The sequence below is a fragment of the Bacillus cereus group sp. MYBK15-3 genome (genome assembly GCF_051916765.1).
Lineage (GTDB): Bacteria > Bacillota > Bacilli > Bacillales > Bacillaceae_G > Bacillus_A > Bacillus_A cereus.
In genome coordinates this window covers 1,068,926-1,094,376 of the sequence record NZ_JBQAHG010000002.1, presented here as the reverse complement: position 1 = coordinate 1,094,376, position 25,451 = coordinate 1,068,926, and the positions used below count along the sequence as shown (strand labels likewise).

The following is a 25,451-nucleotide window of genomic DNA, read 5'->3' as shown; positions in this document are numbered from 1 at the left end:
AGGTAACACAGGTGCTACTGGTGCCACTGGACCTCAAGGTGTTCAAGGTAACACAGGTGCTACTGGTGCCACTGGACCTCAAGGTGCTCAAGGTAACACGGGTGCTACTGGTGCTACTGGACCTCAAGGTGCTCAAGGTAACACAGGTGCTACTGGTGCTACTGGACCTCAAGGTGTTCAAGGTAACACGGGTGCTACTGGTACCACTGGACCTCAAGGTGCTCAAGGTAACACGGGTGCTACTGGTGCTACTGGACCTCAAGGTGTTCAAGGTAACACAGGTGCTACTGGTGCCACTGGACCTCAAGGTGTTCAAGGTAACACAGGCGCTACTGGACCTCAAGGTGTTCAAGGTAACACGGGTGCTACTGGACCTCAAGGTGCTCAAGGTAACACGGGTGCTACTGGACCTCAAGGTGCTCAAGGTAACACGGGTGCTACGGGTGCCACTGGACCTCAAGGTGTTCAAGGTAACACAGGCGCTACCGGGCCTCAAGGCATTCAAGGACCAACGGGTGCTACCGGCGCTACTGGCATAGGAGTTACTGGACCTACTGGACCTTCTGGTGGACCTACCGGACCTACTGGGCCTACTGGACCTAGCTTCCCTATAGCAACAATTGTTGTAACAAACAATATTCAGCAAACAGTACTGCAATTTAATAATTTTATTTTTAGTACTGCAATTAACGTAAACAATATTATCTTCAACGGCACAGATACAGTTACTGTTATTAACGGTGGTATTTATGTAATTAGCGTATCCATTTCTACAACTGCGCCAGGATGCGCTCCACTCGGAGTAGGAATTTCAATTAATGGAGCAGTCGCAACTGATAATTTCTCTTCAAATTTAATAGGCGACTCACTTTCATTTACTACAATAGAAACATTAGCAGCTGGTGCAAGAATCTCTGTCCAATCTACACTTAATGAGATTACGATCCCTGCAACAGGAAATACTAACATCCGCCTTACTGTATTTAGAATCGCTTAAATTTCACTATATATTGTTTATGACAAATAAAAAAAGAGCGAGGAAACTCGCTCTTTTTTGTTATGTACAATAATTCATTACTATTCTAATTCAATTGAAACATTTTTTTGTGGTACAAATGTAGAAATTGCATGTTTATAAATAAGCTGTTGCTTACCTTCTGTTTCCAGCAGGACTGTAAAATTATCAAATCCTTTAATTAGTCCACGAAGCTGGAAACCATTTAATAAGTACAGCGTAACAAACGTATTTTCTTTACGGAGTTGATTTAAAAACTGATCTTGAATATTGATTGATTGCTTCATGTCGAATCCTCCTCTTTTTCTCTACTTACTATTATTCGACTTTACTTGTAACTTTCCTTCTATGTATCGTAAAATTTCTGACGTTTTTTCACCGTTTGTAACATCAAACCACGTGACATCCATTTTATTACGGAACCACGTTAATTGACGCTTTGCATAACGACGCGAATTCGTCTTTAATTGTGATACCGCATCTTCTAAAGAAACTCGATTCTCAAAATAATCATAGATTTCTTTATATCCAATCGCTTGAATAGATTGACAATCTCGTATCCCTCTATTATACAGCCCTTCTACTTCCTCTAATAGGCCTTGTTCCATCATCAAATCCACTCGTAAGTTAATGCGATCGTATAGCATTTCTCGATCCATTGTCAAGCCAATTAATGAAACATCATAGAGTAACTCTTTTTCTTGTTTCTCAATTTGTTCACTCATTTTTTCACCCGTTGTGCGAAAAATTTCTAAAGCCCGAATGACACGTCGTACATTATTTGCATGAATACGCTCCGCACTTTCTGGATCTACTTCTTGCAATTTTTTATGTACATATTCCACACCGCGTTCTAAAGCTAACTTTTCCATTTGCTCTCGGTATATCACATCACCAGCATCATCTGTAAACTGATAATCGAATAAAACAGATTGTATATAAAGACCGGTCCCACCAACTATAATTGGTAATTTACCACGTTCTGTAATTTCTCGAATATGCTTGCGAACACGTTCTTGAAATTCCGCGACAGAAAATGAATCTTCCGGATTTTTTATATCGATCATATAATGTGGAATTCCGTCCATCTCTGCTTTTGTTACCTTTGCAGTTCCAATATCCATCGTTCGATAGATCTGCATGGAATCACCACTAATAATTTCACCGTTCAACGCTTTGGCAAGATTGATACTTAACTTCGTCTTTCCAACAGCAGTTGGTCCAATGATGACAGCAACTTTTTCACGTTGCACTTCTCCCATATCATTCAACTCTCTTTATGTAATATACTCCATCTATTGATTATACCCAATCTTACCAATTTTAACGGCATGATTGCAAGTTCTTTCATTTCGGTACATGAAATTATACAGAAAAAAGAACATAGTTTGTCCAATTCTGCATATACATGATAAAAATAGTTTCGAGAGGATGAGTTAACTATGAAACAATCCACCATCAATTTTTCATCTTTGACAAAAGACCTCATTTTAGCTACTTCTATAAAAGAACAAAATTGTTCACAAGAGGAATTATACTTCGCCCTAAATTGTTTACTACGGGCTTTTCATTCTACCCTTCATGAAACAACATTACATCCAGAAAATAAAAATACAGAATATATACAAACGCAATTTTGCAGTGCATATAAAATTATTACAGGTAAAACTATTTATCCATTTCAATAATCCATAAAAAGCGGCTGCTTACATAATTTCAAGCAACCGCTTTTTATATTAATATCGATAACCTATTGTATAACTTTCACTTTTACAGATTTGCGCCCCCAGCTATTAGCACTACCATCTGAACCGACTAATACATCAATACGATTTCCTTTAATCGCACCACCAGTGTCTCCAGCAATCGCTTCTCCATATCCTTCTACCCATACTTTTGATCCAAGCGGAATTACTTTCGGATCAACAGCAATTACTTTCATATTTGGATTTGCTGTTAAATCATGCCCCATTGCAGTTAATACACGACCACCATACGAACCATTCTCACTCGGATCTGCTGTATATGCCGTCGCTTCTACTGTAATTTCACGACCACCAGTAGGCGCACTTGTTTCAGTAGATTTTGCAACTGGTTTTGCAGCCGGTTTTTCTTTTACCACAGGTTTACTTGATTCTACATTCTTAATAGAATCGTTACTCTTAACAGACTCTTTATTCTTAACTACTGTATTATTTTTAACCGGCGTATTTGTTCTAGCTGGCGCTTCTTCTTGAGCTACAACCTCTTTCTTTTCGATTACAGGTGCTGTTCCTGTTAAAAATGGCACGTGAACATATCCAACTTTTCCATTGTAGTCAAATTGTAACCATTCATTTTGAACTTGATTCGTCGTTTCAATCACATCATTTTTATTAAGTTTACCTAAAATTTCAGAATCAGTATTCGCTCCAGCACGAACATTTAATACGCCCGCCGTTACATAATATGTGCTCTTTGTAAAATCGGCACTTACAAACGCTTCCTTACCGTTCAACTTAATTTTTGTCCATCCATTTTCTGTATTTATAACATCTAGTGTATTCCCACTTAACACTTTACCTACAAGCTTTGACTCTACATTTGGGTTTTCTCTAACATTTAATACGTCTGTTGTTACAATTGTTTCCGCTTTAGCAGAACCCGCAAAAATCCCAAGACCAAAAACTGCTGCTGTTGCTATACCTAATAATTTTTTCATGAATAGCCTCCATTTGCTTTGTTTTCGTATTTTCATTATAGCAACAGATTTTTAGAATTTTTAGAAATCACACAATTACAAAGCATTCGTAATATACGATTAACGAGTTGTAACATAAATTTCCATATTAATAAAATGTATTTCTCATACAATCTCCAGTGGTTTTCATATATTTTTCATATACGAGCACAAGAACTTTTTTCCAGAAAAAATTACAGTGTTACTTTTTTGTTACAAAAAATTCACAATTCGTTACATCTTTTACCAAAAAACATCAATATTTAATTGTTAACCTATTTTTTTGTAATAAAAAGAGAGCAGCTACTAAAAGCTGCTCTCTTTTCATTTGTTATTGAACTTTCTTTTTCCAAACACCTAGCATAATAGCCGAGACAATCGTTCCAATTAATATAGAGAAAATATATAGTAACGGTTTATTTACTAAAGCTATTACAAATAATCCACCATGCGGTGCTGGTAATGTAATTTGGAATAACATAGATAACGCACCTGCAATACTTGAACCAACAACACAACTTACAATTACTCGAACCGGATCTGCAGCTGCAAACGGAATCGCACCTTCTGTAATGAACGATGCTCCCATAATATAATTTGTTAAACCAGATTTACGTTCCGCTTCTGTAAACTTTGATTTAAAGAATGTAGTTGCAAATGCAATCGCAAGTGGCGGTACCATACCACCAGCCATAACTGCTGAGTGCACTCCAAAATTCTGTGCTTCTATTGCAGCAATACCAAACGTAAACGCCGCTTTATTAATTGGACCACCCATATCAATTGCCATCATACCACCTAAAATAAGACCTAGTAATATAGCATTCGTACCGTTTAAACCATTTAACCACCCTGTCAACATTTCATTTAATGCTACTACAGGCGGAATCACTGCTTTTTGCATTACAACTCCTGTAATCAATAATCCAAAGACTGGATATAACAAAACAGGTTTAATTCCTTCTAATTGTACTGGTAGTCCTGAAAATAATCTTTTCAACCCTAAAACAACATATCCAGCTAAGAAACCAGCAATTAATCCACCTAAAAAGCCAGCATTCGCATTCGCCGCTAAAAATCCACCTACAACACCAGGCATAAAACCAGGACGATCAGCAATAGAACTTGCAATAAATCCAGCTAAAATTGGTACAAGGAATAAAAACGCACCTGTTTTTCCTCCACCAATTGACATGAACAATTCAGCTAAAGGACCTTCCGCCTTTATACCACCAAACGAAAACGCTAGCGCTATTAAAATCCCGCCGCCAACAACGAACGGAAGCATATTACTTACGCCATTCATTAAATGCTTATAAATTCCTAATCCTTTTTCTTTTTCCGTACTTTCTGCCTTTCCATCTTCTTTTACACCTTTAAAGATTGGTGCATCTTGCTTTACAGCTCGATTAAGAAGTGTTTCCGTTTTTCTAATCCCATCAGCGACTGGTACTTGAATGACATGTTTACCAGCAAAACGATTCATTTCTACTTGTTTATCCGCCGCAACAATAATAGCTGTTGCACGTTCAATATCCTCTTTCGTTAAACCGTTTTTAATACCTGTCGATCCGTTTGTTTCAACTTTAATCGCTATTCCTAACTCTGTCGCTTTTGCTTTTAAGCTATCCGCTGCCATATATGTGTGAGCGATTCCAGTTGGACAAGCTGTAACAGCAAGTACGTACGGTTCATTTACTTCTGGTTTTGCGACTTCAATCTCTTCTTCTTTTTCATTCTCTTTTTCATCAAATAGTTGAAGAAGCTCACTTTCATCCTTTGCTTCTAATAGTTGCTTGCGAAATCCTTCATCCATTAATAATGTCGATAAACGAGACAACGTTTCTAAATGAGTATTATTCGCTCCTTCACTTGCAGCAATCATAAAGAATAAGTGTGCTGGCTGTCCGTCAAGCGACTCATAATTGATACCGCTTACACTTCTACCAAAACAAATCGATGGTTGTTTAACAGCCTTTGTCTTCGCATGAGGTATTGCAATACCTTCCCCTATTCCAGTCGTACTTTGGGACTCCCGCTTTAAAATAGCTTCTTTAAATTCCATTTTACTATTTAAACGATTTGCCCCATTTAATTTCTCAACTAATTCATCTATGACAGCTTCTTTATTTGAAGCTGTCAAATCCATAATGACTGTATCTCTTTTTAATAGTTCTGTAATTTTCATATGTTGCTTCCCCCTATCGCTTAGCTACAATTACTTGCGACAATAATTCTTCTACTTTTTCCTTCTTACATAAATCAGCTGAAAATGCTGTTGCACTCCCTGTTGCAACGCCGTATTGAAATGCCTTTTCAATATCTTTTGTCTGTTCATATTTGCCTACAAACCCTGCAACAAGAGAATCTCCGGCCCCAACTGAATTAATTACAACACCTTTTGGAACAGTCGCTTCATATATACCTTCTGCCGTAAATAATAAAGCTCCCTCTCCAGCCATCGATACGATAACGTGTTTTATACCTTGTTCAATTAATTTTCTTCCATAAGGTAAAACGTCCTCTACTGTTGAAAGCTCCACTCCAAACAACTCACCAAGTTCATGATGGTTTGGCTTAATTAAAAATGGCTTATTTTTAATTACATGCTGCAGTGCACTTCCACTCGCATCGACTACTACTCGAATACCTTTTTCAGCTCCGAGCGCTGCGATTGATTCATAAAAGGTAGTTGGGATAGATGCAGGTACACTTCCAGCTAGCACAACGCAATCTCCCTGCTTCATACTTTCGATTTGTTTCATTAATTGTTCAAATTGCTCATTTGTCACATTAGGACCTTGCCCATTTAATTCTGTCTCTTCTTGCCCTTTTATTTTCACATTAATTCGGGAATCTCCGTCTACTTGGATGAAGTTTGTCATTACGCCTTCCGCCTGTAATACACCTTTAATAAATTGACCGGTGAATCCACCAGTAAATCCAAGTGCTATATTTTCCACACCTAAACGATGGAGAACGCGAGAAACATTAATCCCTTTTCCTCCAGGAAACTTCATATCTTTCTCTGCTCGATTGACTGCGCCTAAATCAAAGGAATTAACTTGTACTACATAATCAATAGATGGGTTTAAAGTAACTGTATAGATCATTGTTTATCAGCCTCAATTACATTGGTTTGTCTTTTATATTTTTCTAAATCAATTTCTAAATGGTTTGTAATAATATTTGCTTCTTCAACATTTGCAATTTTCGCAAATGCAACTTCTGAAAACTTACTTTCATCAATTAAGAAATATCCTTCGTTTGCTAATGTTAATGCCATTTGTTTTAAGAGCGCTTCTTCTGGATCTGGCGTTGTAAAGCCAAGCTGTTCATGTACACCATTTGCACCTAAAAAACATTTATCAAAACGATACTTCTGCATACTTTCCTGTGCCATAGCACCGATTAAAGCTTTCGTCCTACTCTTCATCATTCCACCTAGTAAATACGCACGAATATTATTTTCAACTAAAGCTTCAATATGCATAAGTCCATTCGTAACGACAGTCACATCTTTATTTATTAAAAATGGAATCATTTCAAATGTTGTACTTCCTGCATCTAAATAAATACAATCACCTTGTTCAATAACGCTAGCCGCATAATTAGCAATTTGTTGTTTTATTTGAATGTTTTTGGATGATTTTTCAACCATCGTTGGTTCTTGCCCTTTTCCTGTTAAAACAGCGGCACCACCATGAACTCTTTTTAATAACCTTTGCTTTTCCAATTGTGCTAAATCACGGCGAATTGTCGACTCAGAGCTTTCTGTTCTTTCAACTAATTGCTGTAATTTTACAACTTTCTGTTCTTTTACAAGTTGCAATATCATTTGATGACGTTCAGGAGTTAACATTTTATTCACCTCTTCTTTGATTACAGTATAATGAAAACGGTCACAAAAATCAACCACGAACAATCAAAAATAATCAAAAACACCCATAAACATTTATAAACAGCAAAAAGAAACCTATTCGATTAAACAATCAAATAGGTTTCTTTTCTAAATTCACTTATAAAGAAGCTTTATATATACTTAAAACATCATCTTTATTTAATTTTTTAAAGTTACCAAATTCACCATACGCCATCGCTTTATTAGCCATTATATCAATTTCATTTTCTCCAATACCGTAATCAGCTAATGTTGCTGGCGCTTCAATTGAAGTCCAAAATTGACGCAGTGCCTTAATTCCTTCTAAAGCCACTTCTTTATCTGTTTTGCCATCTGTTTCTATATCAAATACACGAATAGCGAACTGTTTAAAACGACTTACATTTTCCTCTACAACATGTTTCATCCAGTTCGGGAATAAAATCGCAAGGCCACCCCCGTGTGGTATATCATGAACAGCAGAAACTGCATGCTCAATATTATGAGTCGCCCAATCTCCTTTTACTCCCATCGCTAAAATGCCGTTTAACGCCATAGTACCACAATATAAAATAGTTTCTCTATGCTCATAATTTTCTAAATCACTTAAAAGCTTAGGTGCTGTCTCAATTACTGTTTTTAAAACAGCTTCACAATAACGATCTTGTAGTTCTGTATTCGTTCCATGATGGAAATATTGTTCTAATACGTGCGACATAATATCTACCATACCGTAAATTGTTTGATCTTTCGGTACAGAAGTAGTATGAACTGGATCTAAAATTGAAAACTGCGGGAAAGTAACTGGGCTACCCCATCCATACTTTTCATTCGTTTCCCAGTTTGTAATTACCGAGCCTGCATTCATTTCAGATCCTGTTGCTGCAAGAGTAAGTACAGTACCAAATGGTAATGCCTCATTAGCAAATGTTTTTTTCGTTACAATATCCCATACATCTCCATCGTACTTACTACCAGCTGCAATTGCCTTCGTACAGTCGATCACACTTCCTCCACCAACTGCTAAAATAAATTCAACACCATTTTCTTTACAAATTTGAATCCCTTTCTTTACAGTTGATACACGTGGATTCGGTTCAACACCTGTCAATTCAAATACTTCTGCATTTATATCCTTTAAAATAGAAATTACATTATCATAAATACCGTTTCTTTTAATGCTGCCTCCCCCGTATACGAGAAGAACTTTTTTACCGAACTGTGGAATTTCAGTTTTTAACTGCTCTAATTGACCTTTACCGAAAATAAGTTTCGTTGGATTACGAAATACAAAATTTTGCATATTCCTTTACCATCCCTTCTATATGAAAAGCAACTATACTTTTGTATACCATATTTTTTTCATTTCACAAAAATATTTGCTTAATAAAAAAATCCCAGCCTACAGGCTGAGATTTTTTATTGGTAATAAGGTGAGATCATTAAGTAAACAATAACACCAGATAAACTTACATATAACCAAATCGGCATCGTCCAACGTACAATTTTACGATGACGTGTTAATTGATTTGTAAAACCAAATACAAGTGCAAACAATGCAAGCGGTACAATAATTGCCGCCAGGATAATATGTGTAATTAAAATGATGAAATACACATATTTAATGAATCCTTCTCCGCCAAAATGTGTTGCTGGCGCTAAGTAATGATAAGATAAATAAGAAACACAAAATAGCAACGTCGTTGTAAATGCTGCCAGGATGAAACCACGGTGCATTTTCACATTCTTCTTAATAATAGAGTATAGAGCTGCTAATAAGAATACGAACGTAAAGCTATTAAAAATTGCATTTAACATTGGCAAAATTGTTACATCAAAATGTAATTCTCCTTCATAGCCAACAGGTCCAAAGAACAAAAATAAAATAATCGCATTTACAATTACAGAAAGCGTTATCACAATAGGAGCATAGCTTTTCTGATTTGTTGATTGATCCACCAAAATGGTCACTCCCTCTTCCTTCAAATATGTATACGTAACCTCACTATTTTAACATACTATTCACAGTGTAAATGTGACAATAGTTTGACACAGCAAGATAAGACAAAGAAAAAATCCTTCTTAATAAAACTTCTTAAGAAGGATTTTATCGCTTTATTATTCAAATAGCAACGCGATTAGTTTTTGTTAAAAAATGTATCGCTATATGCTTGAAAAATTTCAGACACTTGATATCCCATTAAAGAAATTGCTGTTAATGAAAAGAAACCAATCATAAGAAATCGAAACCACATATAAATCTCCTCCTTGTATTTAGCTTAAAAAACATTCGCTATATTACAAGTTGAGTGGCACTCTTCATCGTCACTTTCCTTTTTCCTTACAATTGCTGTAATAAATCGAATCATAAAGAAAATAACAAAAGGAATTTGTTCGTAATTCACATTGGCATAGTTTAGCAACGGCTCGCGCTGCATATCGAACGGGGATGAGAAGGAATAGAACATACCTTGCTCTTCCATATATACAATGACAATTTTCATGCAAAATACGATTCCTAGAAACGAAACAATATCTTGCCATTCTGTCGTATATAACAGGTTATACAGCTCTAATACGTACTCTTCCATTATCATCCCCCCTTCCTTTTTTACCATTTTGCTCGCCTTCGTATAAAAAGTCAAGAAAAAAGTTTATATCCACTATGACAATAGTAATTACTTGTTTCTATGATTATATATGATTCTTTTATAGCAATGACTGGGTGTAACTCTCTTCGAAAATTAGAAAATTAGAATCGAACAGATTCCTCATTCTTACTTTTAGGATTCAAAACTGTGCTATTTTTATTTCTATTAAAAATAAAATAAGAAAGTATGATAAGAACAGTAACAAACATTGTTAAAAGTGCTTGTGAACGTAAAGTATCAATTGCGAACATCGCAACTAAAACTGCTATAATAGCAGCAATTGTAACATACGTTACATACGGAAAAAGCCACATTTTCACTTTCAAATTTTGTTGTTCTACTTTTCCCATTTTTTTACGCATCTTTAAATGCGAAACTGCAATAACGAGATAAACTAGTAACGCAATCCCGCCAGATGCATTCACTAAAAACAAAAAGACTTTATCTGGAGAAATGTAACTAAAAACAACGCCAATATAAGCGAAGAACGTTCCGAATAAAACGGCCCGAACTGGAACACCACTACTGTTCAATTTCAAAAACGCCTTTGGAGCATCTCCTCTTTCTGCCATCGAAAAAAGCATTCTTGAGTTTGTATATAAACCCGAATTTAAACAAGAGAGTACAGCTGTTAAAACGATAAAATTCATAATTTGTGCCGCAGCTGGTATTCCTATATGTTCCAGTACAGCTACAAATGGACTTTTTAATATGTTTGCTGAATTCCATGGCAGTAGCGTAACAACTACCGCTATAGACCCAATAAAAAATACAAGAATACGCCAAATCACACTGTTTGTTGCTGTTTTTACTGCTTTTACAGGTTCTGCAGATTCACCTGCGGCTACTGCTACAATCTCTGATCCCATAAATGAAAATATAACGACAGTAATTCCAAGCAGTACCGAACTTATACCGTTTGGCATAAATCCACCTTGTCCAATTAAATTCGAAGTGCCGGGTGCTTCTGTTCCTGGAACAAATCCTAAAATAACAGCAAGACCTAGACAAAGGAACAAAACAATACTTATTACTTTAATAAAAGAAAACCAATATTCAAACTCTCCAAATGATTTCACCGAAAAAACGTTCGTCAGTGTTAATAAAATTGTTAATATTAAACTTAATAACCAAAGCGGTATTTGTGGAATCCAATATTGGATAATACCAGCACCTGCTGTGGCTTCTATTGCAATAACAATTACCCAAAAAAACCAGTATAACCAGCCTATTGTATAACCCGCCCAAGGACCAATCGCTTCTCTTGCATACGTTGCAAATGAACCACTTGTCGGATTAACAGCTGCCATTTCTCCTAGCATTCTCATGACGAAAATGACTAGAAGTCCTGCTAATGCATATGAAACGATAGAACCTGGTCCTGCCGAATGTACAACTGCACCACTTCCAACAAACAAACCAGCCCCTATTACACCGCCAATTGAAATCATTGTAATGTGGCGTATTTTGAGGTCTTTCTTTAGATTTTTATCCAAATCTTGTACATCCCCTTCCAAACTAAATTTTGAAATTTATGTAAGAGTACTGTGCGAAAGATTTTGTCCTATACTTTAAAATATATCAAAATATTCTGAATTCAACAATTAAAATTCAACCTCCTTCAAAAATTATTACATTAGGTTTAATACTTTCTCATACACAATTGTTGAGAAAATTATAGTCCTCTTACAAAAGAAAGAATTTTCAGATATCATTAAATAAACAAGATTATACATCTAGACAACTTTTTGTATAGGAGTGTTGATATGTTAAACAAGTTCAAATTTTTTTGTTGTATTTTAGTAATGTTCTTACTTCTACCGCTATCCCCTTTCCAATCACAAGCAGCAAACAATTTAGGTTCAAAATTACTCGTTGGATACTGGCATAATTTTGATAACGGTACTGGCATTATTAAATTAAAAGACGTTTCACCAAAATGGGATGTAATCAATGTATCTTTTGGTGAAACTGGTGGTGATCGTTCCACTGTTGAATTTTCTCCTGTGTATGGTACAGATGCAGAATTCAAATCAGATATTTCTTATTTAAAAAGTAAAGGAAAGAAAGTAGTTCTTTCAATAGGTGGACAAAATGGAGTCGTTTTACTTCCTGACAATGCCTCTAAGCAACGTTTTATTAATTCCATACAATCTCTAATCGATAAATACGGTTTTGACGGAATAGATATTGACCTTGAATCAGGTATTTACTTAAACGGAAATGACACTAATTTCAAAAACCCAACTACTCCCCAAATCGTAAATCTTATATCAGCTATTCGAACAATCTCAGATCATTATGGTCCAGATTTTCTATTAAGCATGGCTCCTGAAACAGCTTATGTTCAAGGCGGTTATAGCGCATACGGAAGCATCTGGGGTGCATATTTACCAATTATTTACGGAGTGAAAGATAAACTAACATACATTCACGTTCAACACTACAATGCTGGTAGCGGGATTGGAATGGACGGTAATAACTACAATCAAGGTACTGCAGACTACGAAGTCGCTATGGCAGATATGCTCTTACATGGTTTTCCTGTAGGTGGTAATACAAATAACATTTTCCCAGCTCTTCGTTCAGATCAGGTAATGATTGGACTTCCTGCAGCACCAGCGGCAGCTCCAAGTGGCGGATATATTTCTCCGACTGAAATGAAAAAAGCTTTAAATTATATTATTAAAGGAGTTCCGTTCGGAGGAAAGTATAAAATTTCTAACCAGAGTGGCTATCCTGCATTCCGCGGCCTAATGTCTTGGTCTATTAATTGGGATGCAAAAAACAACTTTGAATTCTCAAATAACTATAGAACATATTTTGATGGTCTTTCCTTGCAAAAATAACAAAGTAAAACTATAATTAGCCCTCATCAATCGGACATTTATGGGCAATCAATGCAGGATAAAAACAACAATAGGTCCCTTTATAGGTCCTATTGTTGTTTTTTATTTATGAAAATTACTTTGTCACATCTAAAGTTTTAAGAAACTCTTTTCCATCGACCAACATCGTACGTTCCTTGGAATCATATTGTTAAATATTCTAGTTACTATTTTGCTTCAACACAAAAATTGAAAGTTCAGGTACACTACAAAATCTAACAGGCATCCTAGTAGTCCCAATGCCACGATTTACATATAAATATAACGGCTTACTCTTCCCCTCTACTTCATACATACCTTCAACGTAGTGCTCAGCTAGTTTGGTAGTAATTAACGGACCTACAAAAGGAATTTGGACTTGTCCTCCGTGACTATGTCCTGACAGTTGAAGATCAACTGGGTAACGATTTATTTTGGTTACAACATCCGGCTCATGTACTAATAACATGTTGAAATCATTTTGTTTCAAGTTTTTTAAAGTTGAATCTATTTTCGGCTTCCCTAATAGAAAATCATCCAAACCTGATATTATAATATATTTGCCGTTTTCCACTTTAATTTTCTGCACTTCATTTACTAATACAGAAAAACCAGCTTCTTCCATATATTTTTTGTAAAATAAACTACCGCCCCCGCCCCTATCATGATTCCCAAACACAGCATATTTCCCTAAGGGAGCGTAAATTTTCTGCAAAATAACCTTCGCTTCTTCTCTTTCCGCACTATAAGACCCAAATTTATCTATTAAATCTCCGGTAAAAACTACTATATCCGGATGTAATTCATTCATCTTCTCCACTAAATGTTCAAGTTGTTTCAGTGTAAACTCTGGTCCTAAATGTACATCTGAAAACTGCAATATTTTTTTATTATTAAACTCTTTAGGAATTGTAGAAGCTTCTATTTCATTCCACGTAACTGTTACTAGTTTTCGTTCTATTTCTGTCGCATAATAATACAAACTTACTGGTATCATTAATATACTTATAAAACTAATAATAAATATCTTTACGATTGATTTTTTTCGTTCTTTTTTTACATGATTCGTATTCATGTTTTCACCTCTAGAAACACTTTAAATCCTTATTGTTACATTCATGTGACAACATGAACAATATTATCAATATGTAATTCTCTCTCTATTCACTTTGACAATTTTATACAGAAGTCATAACATATTTTTATAATACATAGATTTTCGAAATTTTTTCTATTCATTCCATCATTTGATTACGGAGGGGTTATTCATGTCTGTATTTACACCAGAAGAAATTACGGAACTTGCTGCGAATTCAGGAAGGAAAAAAGCTCATTTATCATTGCTCCCTATGCTAATTCTTGGTTTTTTTGGTGGCGCTTTTATCGCATTAGGGTATTTACTCGATATTCATGTTATTGGGACAATGCCAAAATATTGGGGATCATTTTCTAGTTTTCTAGGCGCTGCTGTATTTCCTATTGGTCTTATTCTCGTTATTCTTGCAGGCGGTGAACTAGTAACCGGTAACATGATGACAGTTTCTATGGCCTGGCTCCAAAAGAAAATTACTTTATTTTATTTCATACGAAATTTAGTTATTGTTACATTTAGCAATTTCATAGGGGCTGTATTTGTAGCCTACTTTTTCGGTCATATCGTTGGCTTAACTGAGGGAGCTTTTTTAGCGAAAACTATTTCTATCGCTCAAGCGAAACTACAAGATACGCCATTGCAAGCATTTATTTCTGCAATCGGATGTAATTGGCTCGTTTGTTTAGCTGTTTGGCTCAGTATGGGAAGTAAAGAATTTATCGGAAAGATTATCGGTATTTGGTTCCCGGTTATGACTTTTGTTGCGATTGGATTTCAACACGTTGTAGCCAATATGTTTGTCATCCCAGCCGCGATTTTTGCCGGTCATTTCACTTGGGCTGAATATTTTCCAAACTTTATTTTTGTTTTCTTTGGAAATTTAGTAGGAGGTATGTTATTTGTAGCACTACCTTACTTCATATCTTATAATAAGAAACTACCTGCTCATCAAGAGAAGACTGAAATGAAGAACAAATCTCTGTCCGCTTAAATGGAATGTCTATAAAGTGCCCTAAAAAATATTACAAATTTCATTTTTTTTGCGAATATATGTACGTACACTTGTTCTCGAATGTTTTATACGTTATAATAACAACTTAAATAGCATTATTTACATATGAGGTGAAAAACATGAACAAAACAGAATTAATTAAAAACGTAGCACAAAATGCTGAGATTTCTCAAAAAGAAGCTACTGTAGTTGTACAAACTGTAGTAGAATCAATCACTAACACTTTAGCTGCTGGTGAAAAAGTACAACTTATCGGATTCGGTACATTCGAAGTTCGTGAAAGAGCTGCTCGTACAGGCCGTAACCCACAAACTGGTGAAGAAATGCAAATCGCAGCTTCTAAAGTACCTGCTTTCAAAGCTGGTAAAGAACTAAAAGAAGCTGTAAAATAATGAAAAATATCCTTCTCATTTATGAGAAGGATATTTTTTTCATAACATAATTAATAAAAATCTGACCATTATGTTGTTTCTTTTGTTCTTTTATGCAAATAAAATCTTTACTTTCAAAAAAAGGTTTTGCGGTAATGCTCGCCTCTGTATATATCTCCCTATGCCCTAGGTTCACTGCTTCTTTTTCTAACTTCTGTAGTATGTATGAAGCGACTCTTTTCCCTTGATAATCTTTATGCGTAAATAAACGATCTATGTAACGATCATCGTTATAATCCCCAAACCCCACAATCACACCTTTATGATCCGCTACATAGCTAATATTCTTTTCTAAAGACTGTAACCAATTTTCTCTATCTAGTCGCTCCGGTGCCCACGCCTGTAGCTGTAACTCATTATAATCTTTTGCATTAACCGTATGAACTGTTTCATAGAACAATTGTAATACTTGATCTAAATCTTCTTTCTGGAATGTTCTAATTATAATATCTTTTAACATATATAAGTCTCCTTACGAAACTACCTCTTAACTTTTCTACTACATACGATTCTATATTTCTGCTTTATTATATCGTTTTAATTTCTATACGAACAAAAAAACAATACTTATTCAAGTATTGTTTTTTAATTCTATTCAATTACTTAATGTAGCTTTTTAAGGTTTTAATTTAACTCTTTGTAATCGTAATGCATTTAATACAACGGATACAGAACTAAATGCCATCGCTGCTCCAGCAACCCAAGGGGCTAAGAAACCTAATGCCGCAATTGGAATTCCTAACGCGTTATAAGCTAATGCCCAGAATAAATTTTGTTTAATATTTCTTATCGTCATTTTACTCATAAAGATCGCATCAGCAATACTATTTAAGTCACCGCGGATTAACGTTATATCCGCTGCTTCCATCGCTACATCCGTTCCCGTTCCAATTGCCATACCAATGTTCGCTGTAGCAAGAGCAGGAGCATCATTTATCCCGTCTCCAACCATCGCTACTTTCTTACCTTGTGCTTGGAGTTTTTTCACTTCTTCTGCTTTTCCTTCTGGTAATACTTCTGCAATTACGTGATCAATACCAACTTGCCCCGCAATTGCCTGAGCAGTTTGTGTATTATCTCCTGTAATCATAACAACGTCTAGACCCATTTTCTTAAGTCTTGCGATAGCTGCTTTTGAAGTATCTTTTACAGTATCTGCAACGGCCACTATACCAGCATATTCTTTATTGATCGCAATAAGCATCGCTGTTTTTCCTTCTCGTTCTAGCGCTTCCATCGATTTAGAAACTTCTTCAATATTAATATCGAATTTCTTCATTAATCGACGTGTACCAATTAATAATTGTTTCCCTTCTACAACGGATTCGATACCGAATCCCGGAATCGCTTCAAACGTTTCTGAGCTTGGGATATCAATTTTCTTTTCTTTAATTCCTTCTACAATTGCTTCTGCAAGTGGGTGTTCAGAATTTTTTTCTGCCGCACCTACTAAACGTAGTATTTCTGCTTCATGGAATCCATCTGCTACCATTACATCTGTTAACACCGGTTTCCCATTTGTCACTGTACCCGTTTTATCTAGAATAACTGTATCTAATCGGTGCGTTGCTTCTAAATGCTCTCCACCTTTAAATAAAATACCATACTCAGCCGACCTTCCTGATCCCGCCATAATAGACGTAGGTGTTGCAAGACCTAATGCACACGGACAAGCGATAACAAGTACTGCTATCATTTTCTCAAGTGCTCCGCCAAAATCACCAGGTGTAACAAATATCATCCATACTGCAAATGTGATAATCGCAATCACAACTACAACCGGTACGAAAATACCTGAAATTTGATCTGCTACCCTTTGAATAGGAGCTTTTGAACCTTGTGCTTCTTCTACTACTTTAATAATTTGAGCTAATGCAGTATCTCTTCCTACTTTAGTTGCTTTCACTTTTAAAAATCCATTTTTATTTATTGTCGAACCTATTACTACATCCCCAATTGACTTATCAACAGGAATACTTTCACCCGTTAACATCGATTCATCAATTGCTGACTTTCCTTCTACAATCTCACCATCTACTGGTATTTTTTCACCAGGCTTTACATAGACGATATCACCAGCTACTACTTCTTCAATCAAAATTTTTATTTCTGTTCCATCTCGCACAACTGTAGCTGTCTTCGCTTGTAAACCCATCAATTTTTTAATTGCTTCTGATGAGCGCCCTTTTGCTTTCGCTTCAAATAATTTACCTAAAATAATTAATGTAATAAGTACCGCACTCGTTTCAAAATATAAATCTGTCATATGTTTCGAAGAACCAATAGATTGAATACTTAAATATACACTATAGAAATACGCGGCCGACGTTCCAAGCGCCACGAGAACATCCATATTCGCACTTTTATTACGTAACGCTTTATAAGCTCCAACATAAAACTGTCCACCAATGATAAATTGAACAGGAGTTGCAAGTGCTAGTTGCACCCAAGGGTTCATTAACATATCTGGTAAATAAATAAACGACGTAAATGAGAAATGACTAACCATTGCCCATAATAATGGGAAAGATAAAATAAACGAAATAATAAACTTCTTCTTTTGTCTTTCAATTTCTTGTAATCGATGATCAGTTGATGCATCTTGATCATCTGGTTTCACTTCTAATTTATATCCTAGCTTCGTAATCGCGCTCTTCATTTCATTTACATTAACTTCATCATGATTAAAGTCTACTGTAGCTGATTCTAAAGCAAAATTTACTGTCGCTTTGTTCACACCATCTAACTTATTTAAACGCTTTTCAACTCTATTTGCACATGCTGCACATGTCATTCCTGAAACAGTAAATTCAGCTTTATCACTTACAATTCCATATCCTAACGCTTCAACTTTTTCTTTAAATTGTTGTAGATTTGTTTTAGTTGGATCGTACATTATTTTTGTTTTTTCAAGCGCAAAATTTACATTTGCCTCATGAACACCTTCTACTTTTTTTAGACCTTTTTCAATTCTATTTGCACATGCCGCACATGTCATTCCTGATATTTGAAGATTGGCCTCTTTTTGTTCATTCATGTCTCTCACCTCTATATACCCTTATGAGGTATAATTATTAGCAAAATAAATCGTACTTCGTTTAAAGTACGATTTATTTCCATATCTAAAAATAATTATTGAACATCGTATCCTTGGTCTTCGATTACAGCAACGATATCTTTTAATGTTACGGCAGACGAGTCGATAGTAACTTCAACAGTTCCTTCTGCTAATTGAACCTTCACTTGTTCAACACCGTTTAGCTCTTTCACACTGCTTTCGATAGCATTTACACAATGTCCACAAGACATACCTTCAACTTGTAATGTTAACTGTTCCATTTAAAATCCTCCTCTTGTTTCTTCATTCTTTGTTAATTACAATTACATCTTACTATACCCCCCTAAGGTAATCAATGGTTTTGTATCATGATTTTTCAATTATTTTCTAAAAGTTTATTTTACACACACTTTTTCACATCAATACCCCGAAATCTTATTATGAAGGTAAACAAAAAAACAAGCCAGTGACATACTAGCTTGTTTTTACGCTTTTGAAAAACGTTCAAATACAGTCATTAATTCTTCAATTGCTTCGTCACCATTGCCATCTTTAATAGCACCTGAAACACAATGACTTGTATGGTTTTTTAATACACCCATTCCTACTTTTTTCATCGCTGCATTAATCGCTGAAATTTGCACTAAAATATCCACACAATAGCGATCATTTTCAATCATATTTTGAATACCGCGGACCTGTCCTTCAATCCTCTTTAATCTATTTATAATTTGTTCTTTTTCTTTTTCTGATCTATGTGTTACCGCTTCATGCTCTTTATGCCCCATATTATCACCTTCTTAAAGTTTCTCTTCATCCAATAAAACAATTGCTTTTACGAGTATACCAATTATAGCATTAATTATCTATGTATGATACCCCATATGAGTATATTTCCGCTCTAAGCTTATTCTTAACAATTTATTAGCTTCTCAGTCTCAATTTTCATGATACCCTTTCTTTTTTCAAAAAAACATTACATTCTCCATCAGAACTTAATAAAGTAAAATGTTTAATCACTTTTGTGCTATGTTCTTCAACTAAAGCCTCCATTAATGTACATTCCCTAACCATTTCTCGTTGCAAATATAAAAGGGCTACCTTAGTAGCCCTTAATAAAATAATTAATTTTCATCAGTTATAAAATACGTAGTTGTAAAGAGTACAATTTCTTAGTTTTCAAAGTTATTCTTTTACAGGAATAACAGCACCGTTATATTCCTTATTAATAAAATCTTCAATTTCTTTCGAATGTAATACTTCTACAAGTGCTTTAATTTCTTTCTTATCTTTGTCACCTTTACGAACTGCAACTACGTTTACATATGGCGAATCCTTACCTTCAATCGCAATTGCATCTTTTCTTGGATTTAATTTTGCATCAATTGCATAGTTAGCATTAATTAAAATAGCATCACCTTCTTTATTTTTATACATTTGTGTTAATAAACCAGGTTCAATGTCTGTTTTGAATTTTAAATTTTTCGGATTTTCTGTAATATCTTTTACGGTTGCTTTTACAGGATCTATACCATCTTTAATTTTTAAAATACCTTCTTTTTGTAAAATTGCTAAACCACGTCCATGATCAGTAATTGCATTACTCATAATAATTGTTGCACCATCTGGAAGCTCTTTTAGATTTTTATATTTTTGAGAATATAAACCGATTGGTTCAATGTGTATTTTTCCAGCTACTTCAAAATCATATTTTTTGTCTTTCATTTCTTTCTCTAAGAATGGAATACCTTGGAAATAATTTGCATCTAATTCTTTATTCGCCAATGATTTATTTGGTAATACGTAGTCTTGGAATTTTTTAATTTCTAGTTCTACACCTTTTTTCTCAAGTAATGGTTTTGCTTTTTCCAAAATAACTGCATGAGGTACATTAGAAGCACCGACAACAAGCTTATCTTCACTTTTACCTCCACAAGCAGTTAAACCAAAAATTGCCGTTGTAATAAGTCCTGATAGTAATAGTTTTTTCATGTTGTAAACACCCTTCTTCTTTTATGTATTTATTTATTAATTCACGCTGTAACAAATCAATAATCCATTTTATTAGAACAACACTAGGACATGCACAAATTGGTTCATTGATTTTCACATCGTTATTCCTCCTGCACACGGACTGTATAAATCTCTCTATTTTCCTCCAGAATAGTCTTTACTCACAGTCGAGAACAATAAAAAAACCTTTCTGCCCTTAGAATGAGCAGAAAGGTTTGTATGCATATATCGATACTATCCCTTTCTCTCATCTCTCAAAGCATTTGCTTTGCAGGAATTAGCACCATTTCAATGTAAAAATTGATGGTTGCTGGGTTTCACAGGGCACAGTCCCTCCACCTCTCTAGATAAGAGAAATCAGATTTAATTTTCATCTGATTCGAAATCTATTAAATTATCTATATTTTATGAATTGAATTTTATCAACATAAACTCGTTATGTCAATAATTGTTTATGAAAAAACTTCAATCACAAATATAAAAGTCTCAATTCACATGTGTAAATTGAGACTTTTTTCTTCCTATATATAGTTATTGCTGATCGCATACTTTTGTATCATTCACTACTGAAGTTCCTTCAACGGTTACCGTATGAAAACAGTCATTTACTCGAACTGTTACAACATTATCTTGCCGATCAATGATATGATATTCATTAAAATTTTTATTCAGAGCACTGCGAATTTGTTCTCCTTCATAAATTGGGATGCCATGCGATAAAACCCAAATAAGTCCAGCGATAGCAAGAATAGTTTTCATACGATCTACCTCCTTGGGAATATAGTGAACTTTTAATCCATACTTTTTCAGCTCTACAAATCATGATCGGAATAAACCAAGCCTTTTTGGAAATAAGTTCATTTCGTCTATTTTATGTTTATGCTAATTGTGACCGTTTTGTGACAACTTTTTGTCTCTTTAGACGAAAAGTTGAAACAAAACTTTCAAAAAGGACAATTCTACATATCAAAAAAGGTTATGGAATGTTTCATCCATAACCTTTTTTCCTATACGTAACTAATAAATCTCAATCCTTTACTTAAAGAAGTCGGCACAACAGATGCATGATTCTCCCCTTCAGCTTCATAAAACTTAAATTTAAGTTTATCGTGGTTTACTTGGAGAAGGCGCTCTGATAATTCATTTGCGCCTACAACCATATGCTCTCGTTCTAGTGACCCAACTGTAAGGAACACTCCTGTTTCAAACTTAGCATTGTTTAATTCATGTATAAGGTTCTCTTCTTTTTCAAGTACGGATTGGTTATTCCACCATATAGATGGACTACTAATAAAATAATTTTGAAAAGCATTTAAGTTTGTAAATAGTATATAAAGAGCAAATAGTCCACCTAAAGAATGTCCAAATAACGTTTGCTTACTTTTATCGATCTCAAAATTCTTTTCAATTTGTGGTTTCAGTTCTTCTTCAATAAAAGTAAAGAAATTATGTGCTCCTCCTGTTTTAGGCCACGGTTTACCGTCTGGTTTTAAAGGGGCATCTTTTGAAATTACGCTAGGCGTAAAATCATAACATCTTTCTTCCCCTGAAAATGCGCCTTCAATTGGATAACCCAATCCTACTATAACAGCTGGTGAAACACCGGTTTTTTCCGCTCTTACTGATTGTATTTTAACTGCTTCATGAAATGTTTGAAAAAAGGCATTGCCATCTAATACATAAATGACAGGATATCCTGAATCCGGTGCTGGTTGCCTCGGCTTTGAAATATGAATTTGATATTCCTTACCTTCTAATTTTGAATACATTTTCCACTGTTCTGTATTAGATGTTATAATCTGCTGTTTTTCAACTGTAGTATTCACCCTATCCCCCCCTTTTTAACTTGTTACATATATTTCGATTTTTTCTTCTTGAGATACAACGCTATCATAACCGAAACAAACAGGAGCCCCGTTATACGGATCTATCATGACACGTGCATCAATATGAAATACTTCTTTTAACACTTCATTTGTAATGATTTCTTCTGGGCTACCAGTTGTAACAATTTCTCCTTCCTTCATTGCAATAATTTCATCTGAAAACCTTGCTGCATGGTTAATATCATGTAATACCATAACAACCGTACAATTATGTTCTTTATTTAACTTCTCCACAATTTGTAATACATCTAATTGATGAGACATATCAAGGTATGTAGTTGGCTCATCTAATAGCAACACTTCTGTCTCTTGTGCTAATGCCATCGCTAGCCATACCTTTTGTCTTTGACCACCTGATAAATTTGCAATTTGTCTCGTTCGAAATTCAGAAGTTTTCGTTATATTTAATGCCCAATCAATCATTTCTTTATCTTTTGTCGTTAACTTATTTACGTTATTTCGATGTGGATAGCGTCCATAAGAAATTAATTCTTCCACTTTAAGTTCACCTGGTGCAATTGGAGTTTGCGGTAGTAAAGCTAACTGCTTCGCAATTTCTTTCGTTGAAATTGTATGTAAATCTTGCCCTTGTAAATATACTTTTCCGCTTTTTTGTTTTAAAATTCTTCCCATTGTTTTTAACAATGTTGATTTACCGCAACCGTTCGGACCTATAATTGTCGTTACTTTTCCTTCTTGTATTTCCACATTTAAATCGCGAAACACTGTAAGCTTTTCATAACTTGTTTCTAAATTTTTTGCACTTAAAATACTCACTTTTATTCCTCCTCTTACGCTTTCGCCTTATAAAGTAAATATAAGAAATACGGTACACCGACAATAGAAATAACGATTCCAACTGGTAACTCTACAGGTGTGAAAACTGTTTTTGCAATAAAGTCTGAGGCAACTACAAGAAACATTCCGATTACGCCGCACGTGGGAATTATATACTTATGTTGAATACCGACAAGTCTTTTCGCTATATGCGGTGCCATTAAGCCAATAAAACCGATACTCCCTGAAACAGCAACACATGCACTCACAAGCCCGATACTGCTTAATAATAAAATCGATTTCTCTCTTTCTACTGAAACACCTAAACTTGTAATACTCGTTTCTTCCAATTGAAATAAATCTAGTAAATATGCTTTCTTTTGTATAAGTGGAATTAAAATAATAAGCCATGGTAACATAGCCACAATATACTTCCAGTTCGCACTATATATGCTTCCAGAAACCCACACTGCAGCCATCTCGAAATCAGTTGACTTCATTTTGAGTGATAAGTACATAGAAAAGGCCCCAAATCCTGATCCAATTGCAATCCCTGTTAATAAAAGTCGCTGCGAATCTAACTTACCGTTTTTCCAAGAAAAAAGATAGATGATAATAGCAGCACCTAATCCGCCGACTAAACCAAACATTGGCATCATCATAATAGAAAGCCAGTCTGTGCTTTTTAATTGTCCTTGAAAGAAAAACATAAAAATGACGATCGCTGTTCCCGCACCGGCATTTACTCCTAAAATACCTGGGTCTGCCAATCCATTTCTCGTAATCCCTTGAATAACGGCACCCGCAACACCAAGGCCTAATCCTACTAATCCAGCAATTACGATACGTGGAAGACGAAACTCAAAAATAACTAAATCATGTTCTGGTACTGGATCAATTCTAAAAAGTGTTTTAAACACATCTGTAATCGTAATGTCGAACGTACCATTTGTTAAACTAATATAAATAGCACATAGTATTAAAAATATAATAATCCCCATCGTCATTCCGAAACGTTGACTTGAACTTTTAAGCATGTCTCTCTCCTCCTCTTGTACGGATTAAATAAAGGAAGAAAGGAATTCCAATTAAAGATGTTACGACTCCAATTGGCGTTTCAAATGGATAATTTACAAATCTACTTAAAACATCACATAACGCTAAGAAAACCCCACCAATAACGCCTGCACATGGCAATATCCATTTATAATCTACTCCAATTATAAAGCGGGTAATGTGCGGAATAATTAAACCTACAAAACCAACTTTTCCTACTAAAGCAACTGCTGTTCCTGTTAAAAAAATTACCGATAAAATTGCCATCGCTTTAACTAGTTTTGTACGCTGTCCTAAATTAATAGAAACCTCTTCGCCTAATGAAAGAATGGTAATAGATTTTGATATTAACAATGCTAAAATTATTCCAATTATCCCAAACGGTATCGTAATTTTAATTATATTAGGATCTACTTGATCTAACTTTGCATTAAACCAAAAACTAACATTTTGAGAAATTTGGAAATACGAAGCCATGGCAGCCGATACACTGCTTAAAAATGTTCCAATAACTGTTCCGATAATTGCTAACCTAACTGGTGATAAGCCATTTTGAAGGAGCGAACCAAAACCAAACACGATACCGGCTCCGAGTGCAGAACCAATCATTGAACATACAACCATACCAATTGATGACATTCCTGGAAGAAAAATCATACAAAGTGTAATAACAAAGGCAGCACCATCCGTCACACCCATAATAGAAGGGGATGCAAGATAGTTTCTTGTCATCCCCTGCATAAGTGCTCCTGATATGGCTAGAAATGCTCCGACTAAAAGAGCTGCAACTACCCTTGGTAAACGTGAAGTAATAATAATATTATGATTTACATCACTTGAATCAAAATGAAATAATGCGTTCCACACTGTTTCAGCATCAATACTTTTCGCCCCATACAAAATTGAAAGTATAACTGTAAATAAGATGAGTATGGGTGCTATACATAATATAGTTACTGGTACTGCATTTGTTTTCTGCATATCATTCAACGC

26 protein-coding genes and 1 riboswitch are annotated in these 25,451 nt (G+C 35.0%); of the genes, 5 read left to right on the top strand and 21 right to left on the bottom strand.

Features of this window, described 5'->3' with window-relative positions:
* Nucleotides 1-997 (top strand): Gly-Xaa-Xaa repeat protein (locus tag ACTFR8_RS14135; RefSeq protein ID WP_440027434.1); only part of this gene is annotated, 997 nt, incomplete at its 5' end.
* 80 nt (nt 998-1,077) lie between these two features.
* Here ACTFR8_RS14135 and hfq read toward each other — a convergent pair.
* Together hfq and miaA are read right to left on the bottom strand one after the other, a co-directional pair.
* Nucleotides 1,078-1,302 (bottom strand): RNA chaperone Hfq, encoded by a 225-nt coding sequence (gene hfq, locus ACTFR8_RS14130; protein ID WP_000813896.1) that lies wholly within the window; start codon nt 1,300-1,302, stop codon nt 1,078-1,080.
* A 21-nt stretch (nt 1,303-1,323) separates the two neighbouring features.
* Nucleotides 1,324-2,277 (bottom strand): tRNA (adenosine(37)-N6)-dimethylallyltransferase MiaA, encoded by a 954-nt coding sequence (gene miaA / locus ACTFR8_RS14125; protein WP_000504958.1) that lies wholly within the window; start codon nt 2,275-2,277, stop codon nt 1,324-1,326.
* 180 nt (nt 2,278-2,457) lie between these two features.
* Here miaA and ACTFR8_RS14120 point away from each other — a divergent pair, with 180 nt between their 5' ends.
* Nucleotides 2,458-2,703, top strand: a complete 246-nt coding sequence (locus tag ACTFR8_RS14120) for a hypothetical protein (RefSeq protein WP_000814426.1) — start codon at nt 2,458-2,460, stop codon at nt 2,701-2,703.
* A gap of 62 nt (nt 2,704-2,765) precedes the next feature.
* Here the strand turns inward: ACTFR8_RS14120 and entD are convergent, their stop codons facing one another.
* The 8 genes from entD to gabP form a co-directional block, all read right to left on the bottom strand.
* Entirely contained in the window at nt 2,766-3,716 is a 951-nt protein-coding gene (gene entD / locus ACTFR8_RS14115) for a cell wall-binding protein EntD (RefSeq protein ID WP_000734613.1), read from the bottom strand.
* Between the two features lie 349 nt (nt 3,717-4,065).
* Nucleotides 4,066-5,922: a PTS fructose transporter subunit IIABC gene (locus tag ACTFR8_RS14110; protein WP_000704599.1), complete on the bottom strand. Its 1,857-nt coding sequence runs from the start codon at nt 5,920-5,922 to the stop codon at nt 4,066-4,068.
* 13 nt (nt 5,923-5,935) lie between these two features.
* Nucleotides 5,936-6,847 carry a 1-phosphofructokinase gene (gene pfkB / locus ACTFR8_RS14105; RefSeq protein WP_000640830.1) on the bottom strand — a complete coding sequence of 304 codons (912 nt, stop codon included), beginning with the start codon at nt 6,845-6,847 and terminating at the stop codon, nt 5,936-5,938.
* The gene (locus ACTFR8_RS14100; RefSeq protein ID WP_000957286.1) at nt 6,844-7,596 is read right to left on the bottom strand and encodes a DeoR/GlpR family DNA-binding transcription regulator; all 753 of its coding nucleotides are present in this window, start codon (nt 7,594-7,596) and stop codon (nt 6,844-6,846) included. The genes pfkB and ACTFR8_RS14100 overlap by 4 nt, the downstream gene beginning before the upstream one ends.
* 157 nt (nt 7,597-7,753) lie before the next feature.
* Entirely contained in the window at nt 7,754-8,917 is a 1,164-nt protein-coding gene (locus tag ACTFR8_RS14095) for an iron-containing alcohol dehydrogenase (RefSeq protein WP_001179092.1), read from the bottom strand.
* A gap of 116 nt (nt 8,918-9,033) precedes the next feature.
* Nucleotides 9,034-9,576: a DUF420 domain-containing protein gene (locus tag ACTFR8_RS14090; RefSeq protein WP_000228314.1), complete on the bottom strand. Its 543-nt coding sequence runs from the start codon at nt 9,574-9,576 to the stop codon at nt 9,034-9,036.
* A gap of 317 nt (nt 9,577-9,893) precedes the next feature.
* Nucleotides 9,894-10,232 carry a hypothetical protein gene (locus ACTFR8_RS14085; protein ID WP_002005644.1) on the bottom strand — a complete coding sequence of 113 codons (339 nt, stop codon included), beginning with the start codon at nt 10,230-10,232 and terminating at the stop codon, nt 9,894-9,896.
* A gap of 134 nt (nt 10,233-10,366) precedes the next feature.
* Complete coding sequence (gene gabP / locus ACTFR8_RS14080) at nt 10,367-11,761, bottom strand: GABA permease (RefSeq protein WP_000360108.1); 1,395 nt, start codon at nt 11,759-11,761, stop codon at nt 10,367-10,369.
* 270 nt (nt 11,762-12,031) lie between these two features.
* Between gabP and ACTFR8_RS14075 the strand changes: the two genes are divergently transcribed.
* Nucleotides 12,032-13,114: a chitinase gene (locus tag ACTFR8_RS14075; protein WP_000932444.1), complete on the top strand. Its 1,083-nt coding sequence runs from the start codon at nt 12,032-12,034 to the stop codon at nt 13,112-13,114.
* A gap of 199 nt (nt 13,115-13,313) precedes the next feature.
* Here the strand turns inward: ACTFR8_RS14075 and ACTFR8_RS14070 are convergent, their stop codons facing one another.
* Nucleotides 13,314-14,207, bottom strand: a complete 894-nt coding sequence (locus ACTFR8_RS14070) for a metallophosphoesterase (RefSeq protein WP_001095343.1) — start codon at nt 14,205-14,207, stop codon at nt 13,314-13,316.
* A gap of 193 nt (nt 14,208-14,400) precedes the next feature.
* On the opposite strand from ACTFR8_RS14070, the gene ACTFR8_RS14065 reads away from it, so the two are divergent.
* Nucleotides 14,401-15,216, top strand: coding sequence for a formate/nitrite transporter family protein (locus tag ACTFR8_RS14065; protein ID WP_000110537.1), 816 nt, complete (start codon nt 14,401-14,403; stop codon nt 15,214-15,216).
* A 140-nt stretch (nt 15,217-15,356) separates the two neighbouring features.
* Nucleotides 15,357-15,629, top strand: a complete 273-nt coding sequence (locus ACTFR8_RS14060) for an HU family DNA-binding protein (RefSeq protein WP_001043904.1) — start codon at nt 15,357-15,359, stop codon at nt 15,627-15,629.
* A gap of 19 nt (nt 15,630-15,648) precedes the next feature.
* On the opposite strand, the gene ACTFR8_RS14055 is transcribed toward ACTFR8_RS14060, so the two are convergent.
* From ACTFR8_RS14055 to ACTFR8_RS14010, 10 genes are all read right to left on the bottom strand, one after another.
* A complete protein-coding gene (locus ACTFR8_RS14055) occupies nt 15,649-16,128 on the bottom strand; it encodes a GNAT family N-acetyltransferase (RefSeq protein ID WP_000910157.1) in 480 nt (159 codons plus the stop codon).
* A gap of 156 nt (nt 16,129-16,284) precedes the next feature.
* A complete protein-coding gene (locus ACTFR8_RS14050) occupies nt 16,285-18,705 on the bottom strand; it encodes a heavy metal translocating P-type ATPase (protein WP_001005322.1) in 2,421 nt (806 codons plus the stop codon).
* 95 nt (nt 18,706-18,800) lie between these two features.
* Entirely contained in the window at nt 18,801-19,007 is a 207-nt protein-coding gene (copZ, locus tag ACTFR8_RS14045) for a copper chaperone CopZ (protein ID WP_000436973.1), read from the bottom strand.
* Nucleotides 19,008-19,211: 204 nt separating this feature from the next.
* The gene (locus ACTFR8_RS14040; RefSeq protein WP_000509876.1) at nt 19,212-19,514 is read right to left on the bottom strand and encodes a metal-sensing transcriptional repressor; all 303 of its coding nucleotides are present in this window, start codon (nt 19,512-19,514) and stop codon (nt 19,212-19,214) included.
* A 397-nt stretch (nt 19,515-19,911) separates the two neighbouring features.
* Nucleotides 19,912-20,718: a methionine ABC transporter substrate-binding lipoprotein MetQ gene (gene metQ, locus ACTFR8_RS14035; protein WP_000735072.1), complete on the bottom strand. Its 807-nt coding sequence runs from the start codon at nt 20,716-20,718 to the stop codon at nt 19,912-19,914.
* A gap of 265 nt (nt 20,719-20,983) precedes the next feature.
* Nucleotides 20,984-21,093: riboswitch (SAM riboswitch) on the bottom strand.
* A 177-nt stretch (nt 21,094-21,270) separates the two neighbouring features.
* Nucleotides 21,271-21,498, bottom strand: a complete 228-nt coding sequence (locus ACTFR8_RS14030; RefSeq protein WP_000849103.1) for a hypothetical protein — start codon at nt 21,496-21,498, stop codon at nt 21,271-21,273.
* 248 nt (nt 21,499-21,746) lie between these two features.
* Nucleotides 21,747-22,565, bottom strand: coding sequence for an alpha/beta hydrolase (locus ACTFR8_RS14025; protein WP_001098703.1), 819 nt, complete (start codon nt 22,563-22,565; stop codon nt 21,747-21,749).
* A 15-nt stretch (nt 22,566-22,580) separates the two neighbouring features.
* Entirely contained in the window at nt 22,581-23,402 is an 822-nt protein-coding gene (locus ACTFR8_RS14020; protein WP_000025773.1) for an ABC transporter ATP-binding protein, read from the bottom strand.
* 14 nt (nt 23,403-23,416) lie between these two features.
* Nucleotides 23,417-24,439, bottom strand: a complete 1,023-nt coding sequence (locus ACTFR8_RS14015) for a FecCD family ABC transporter permease (protein WP_119780732.1) — start codon at nt 24,437-24,439, stop codon at nt 23,417-23,419.
* A complete protein-coding gene (locus ACTFR8_RS14010; RefSeq protein WP_001173058.1) occupies nt 24,432-25,439 on the bottom strand; it encodes a FecCD family ABC transporter permease in 1,008 nt (335 codons plus the stop codon). The genes ACTFR8_RS14015 and ACTFR8_RS14010 overlap by 8 nt, the downstream gene beginning before the upstream one ends.
* Nucleotides 25,440-25,451 lie beyond the last annotated feature (12 nt).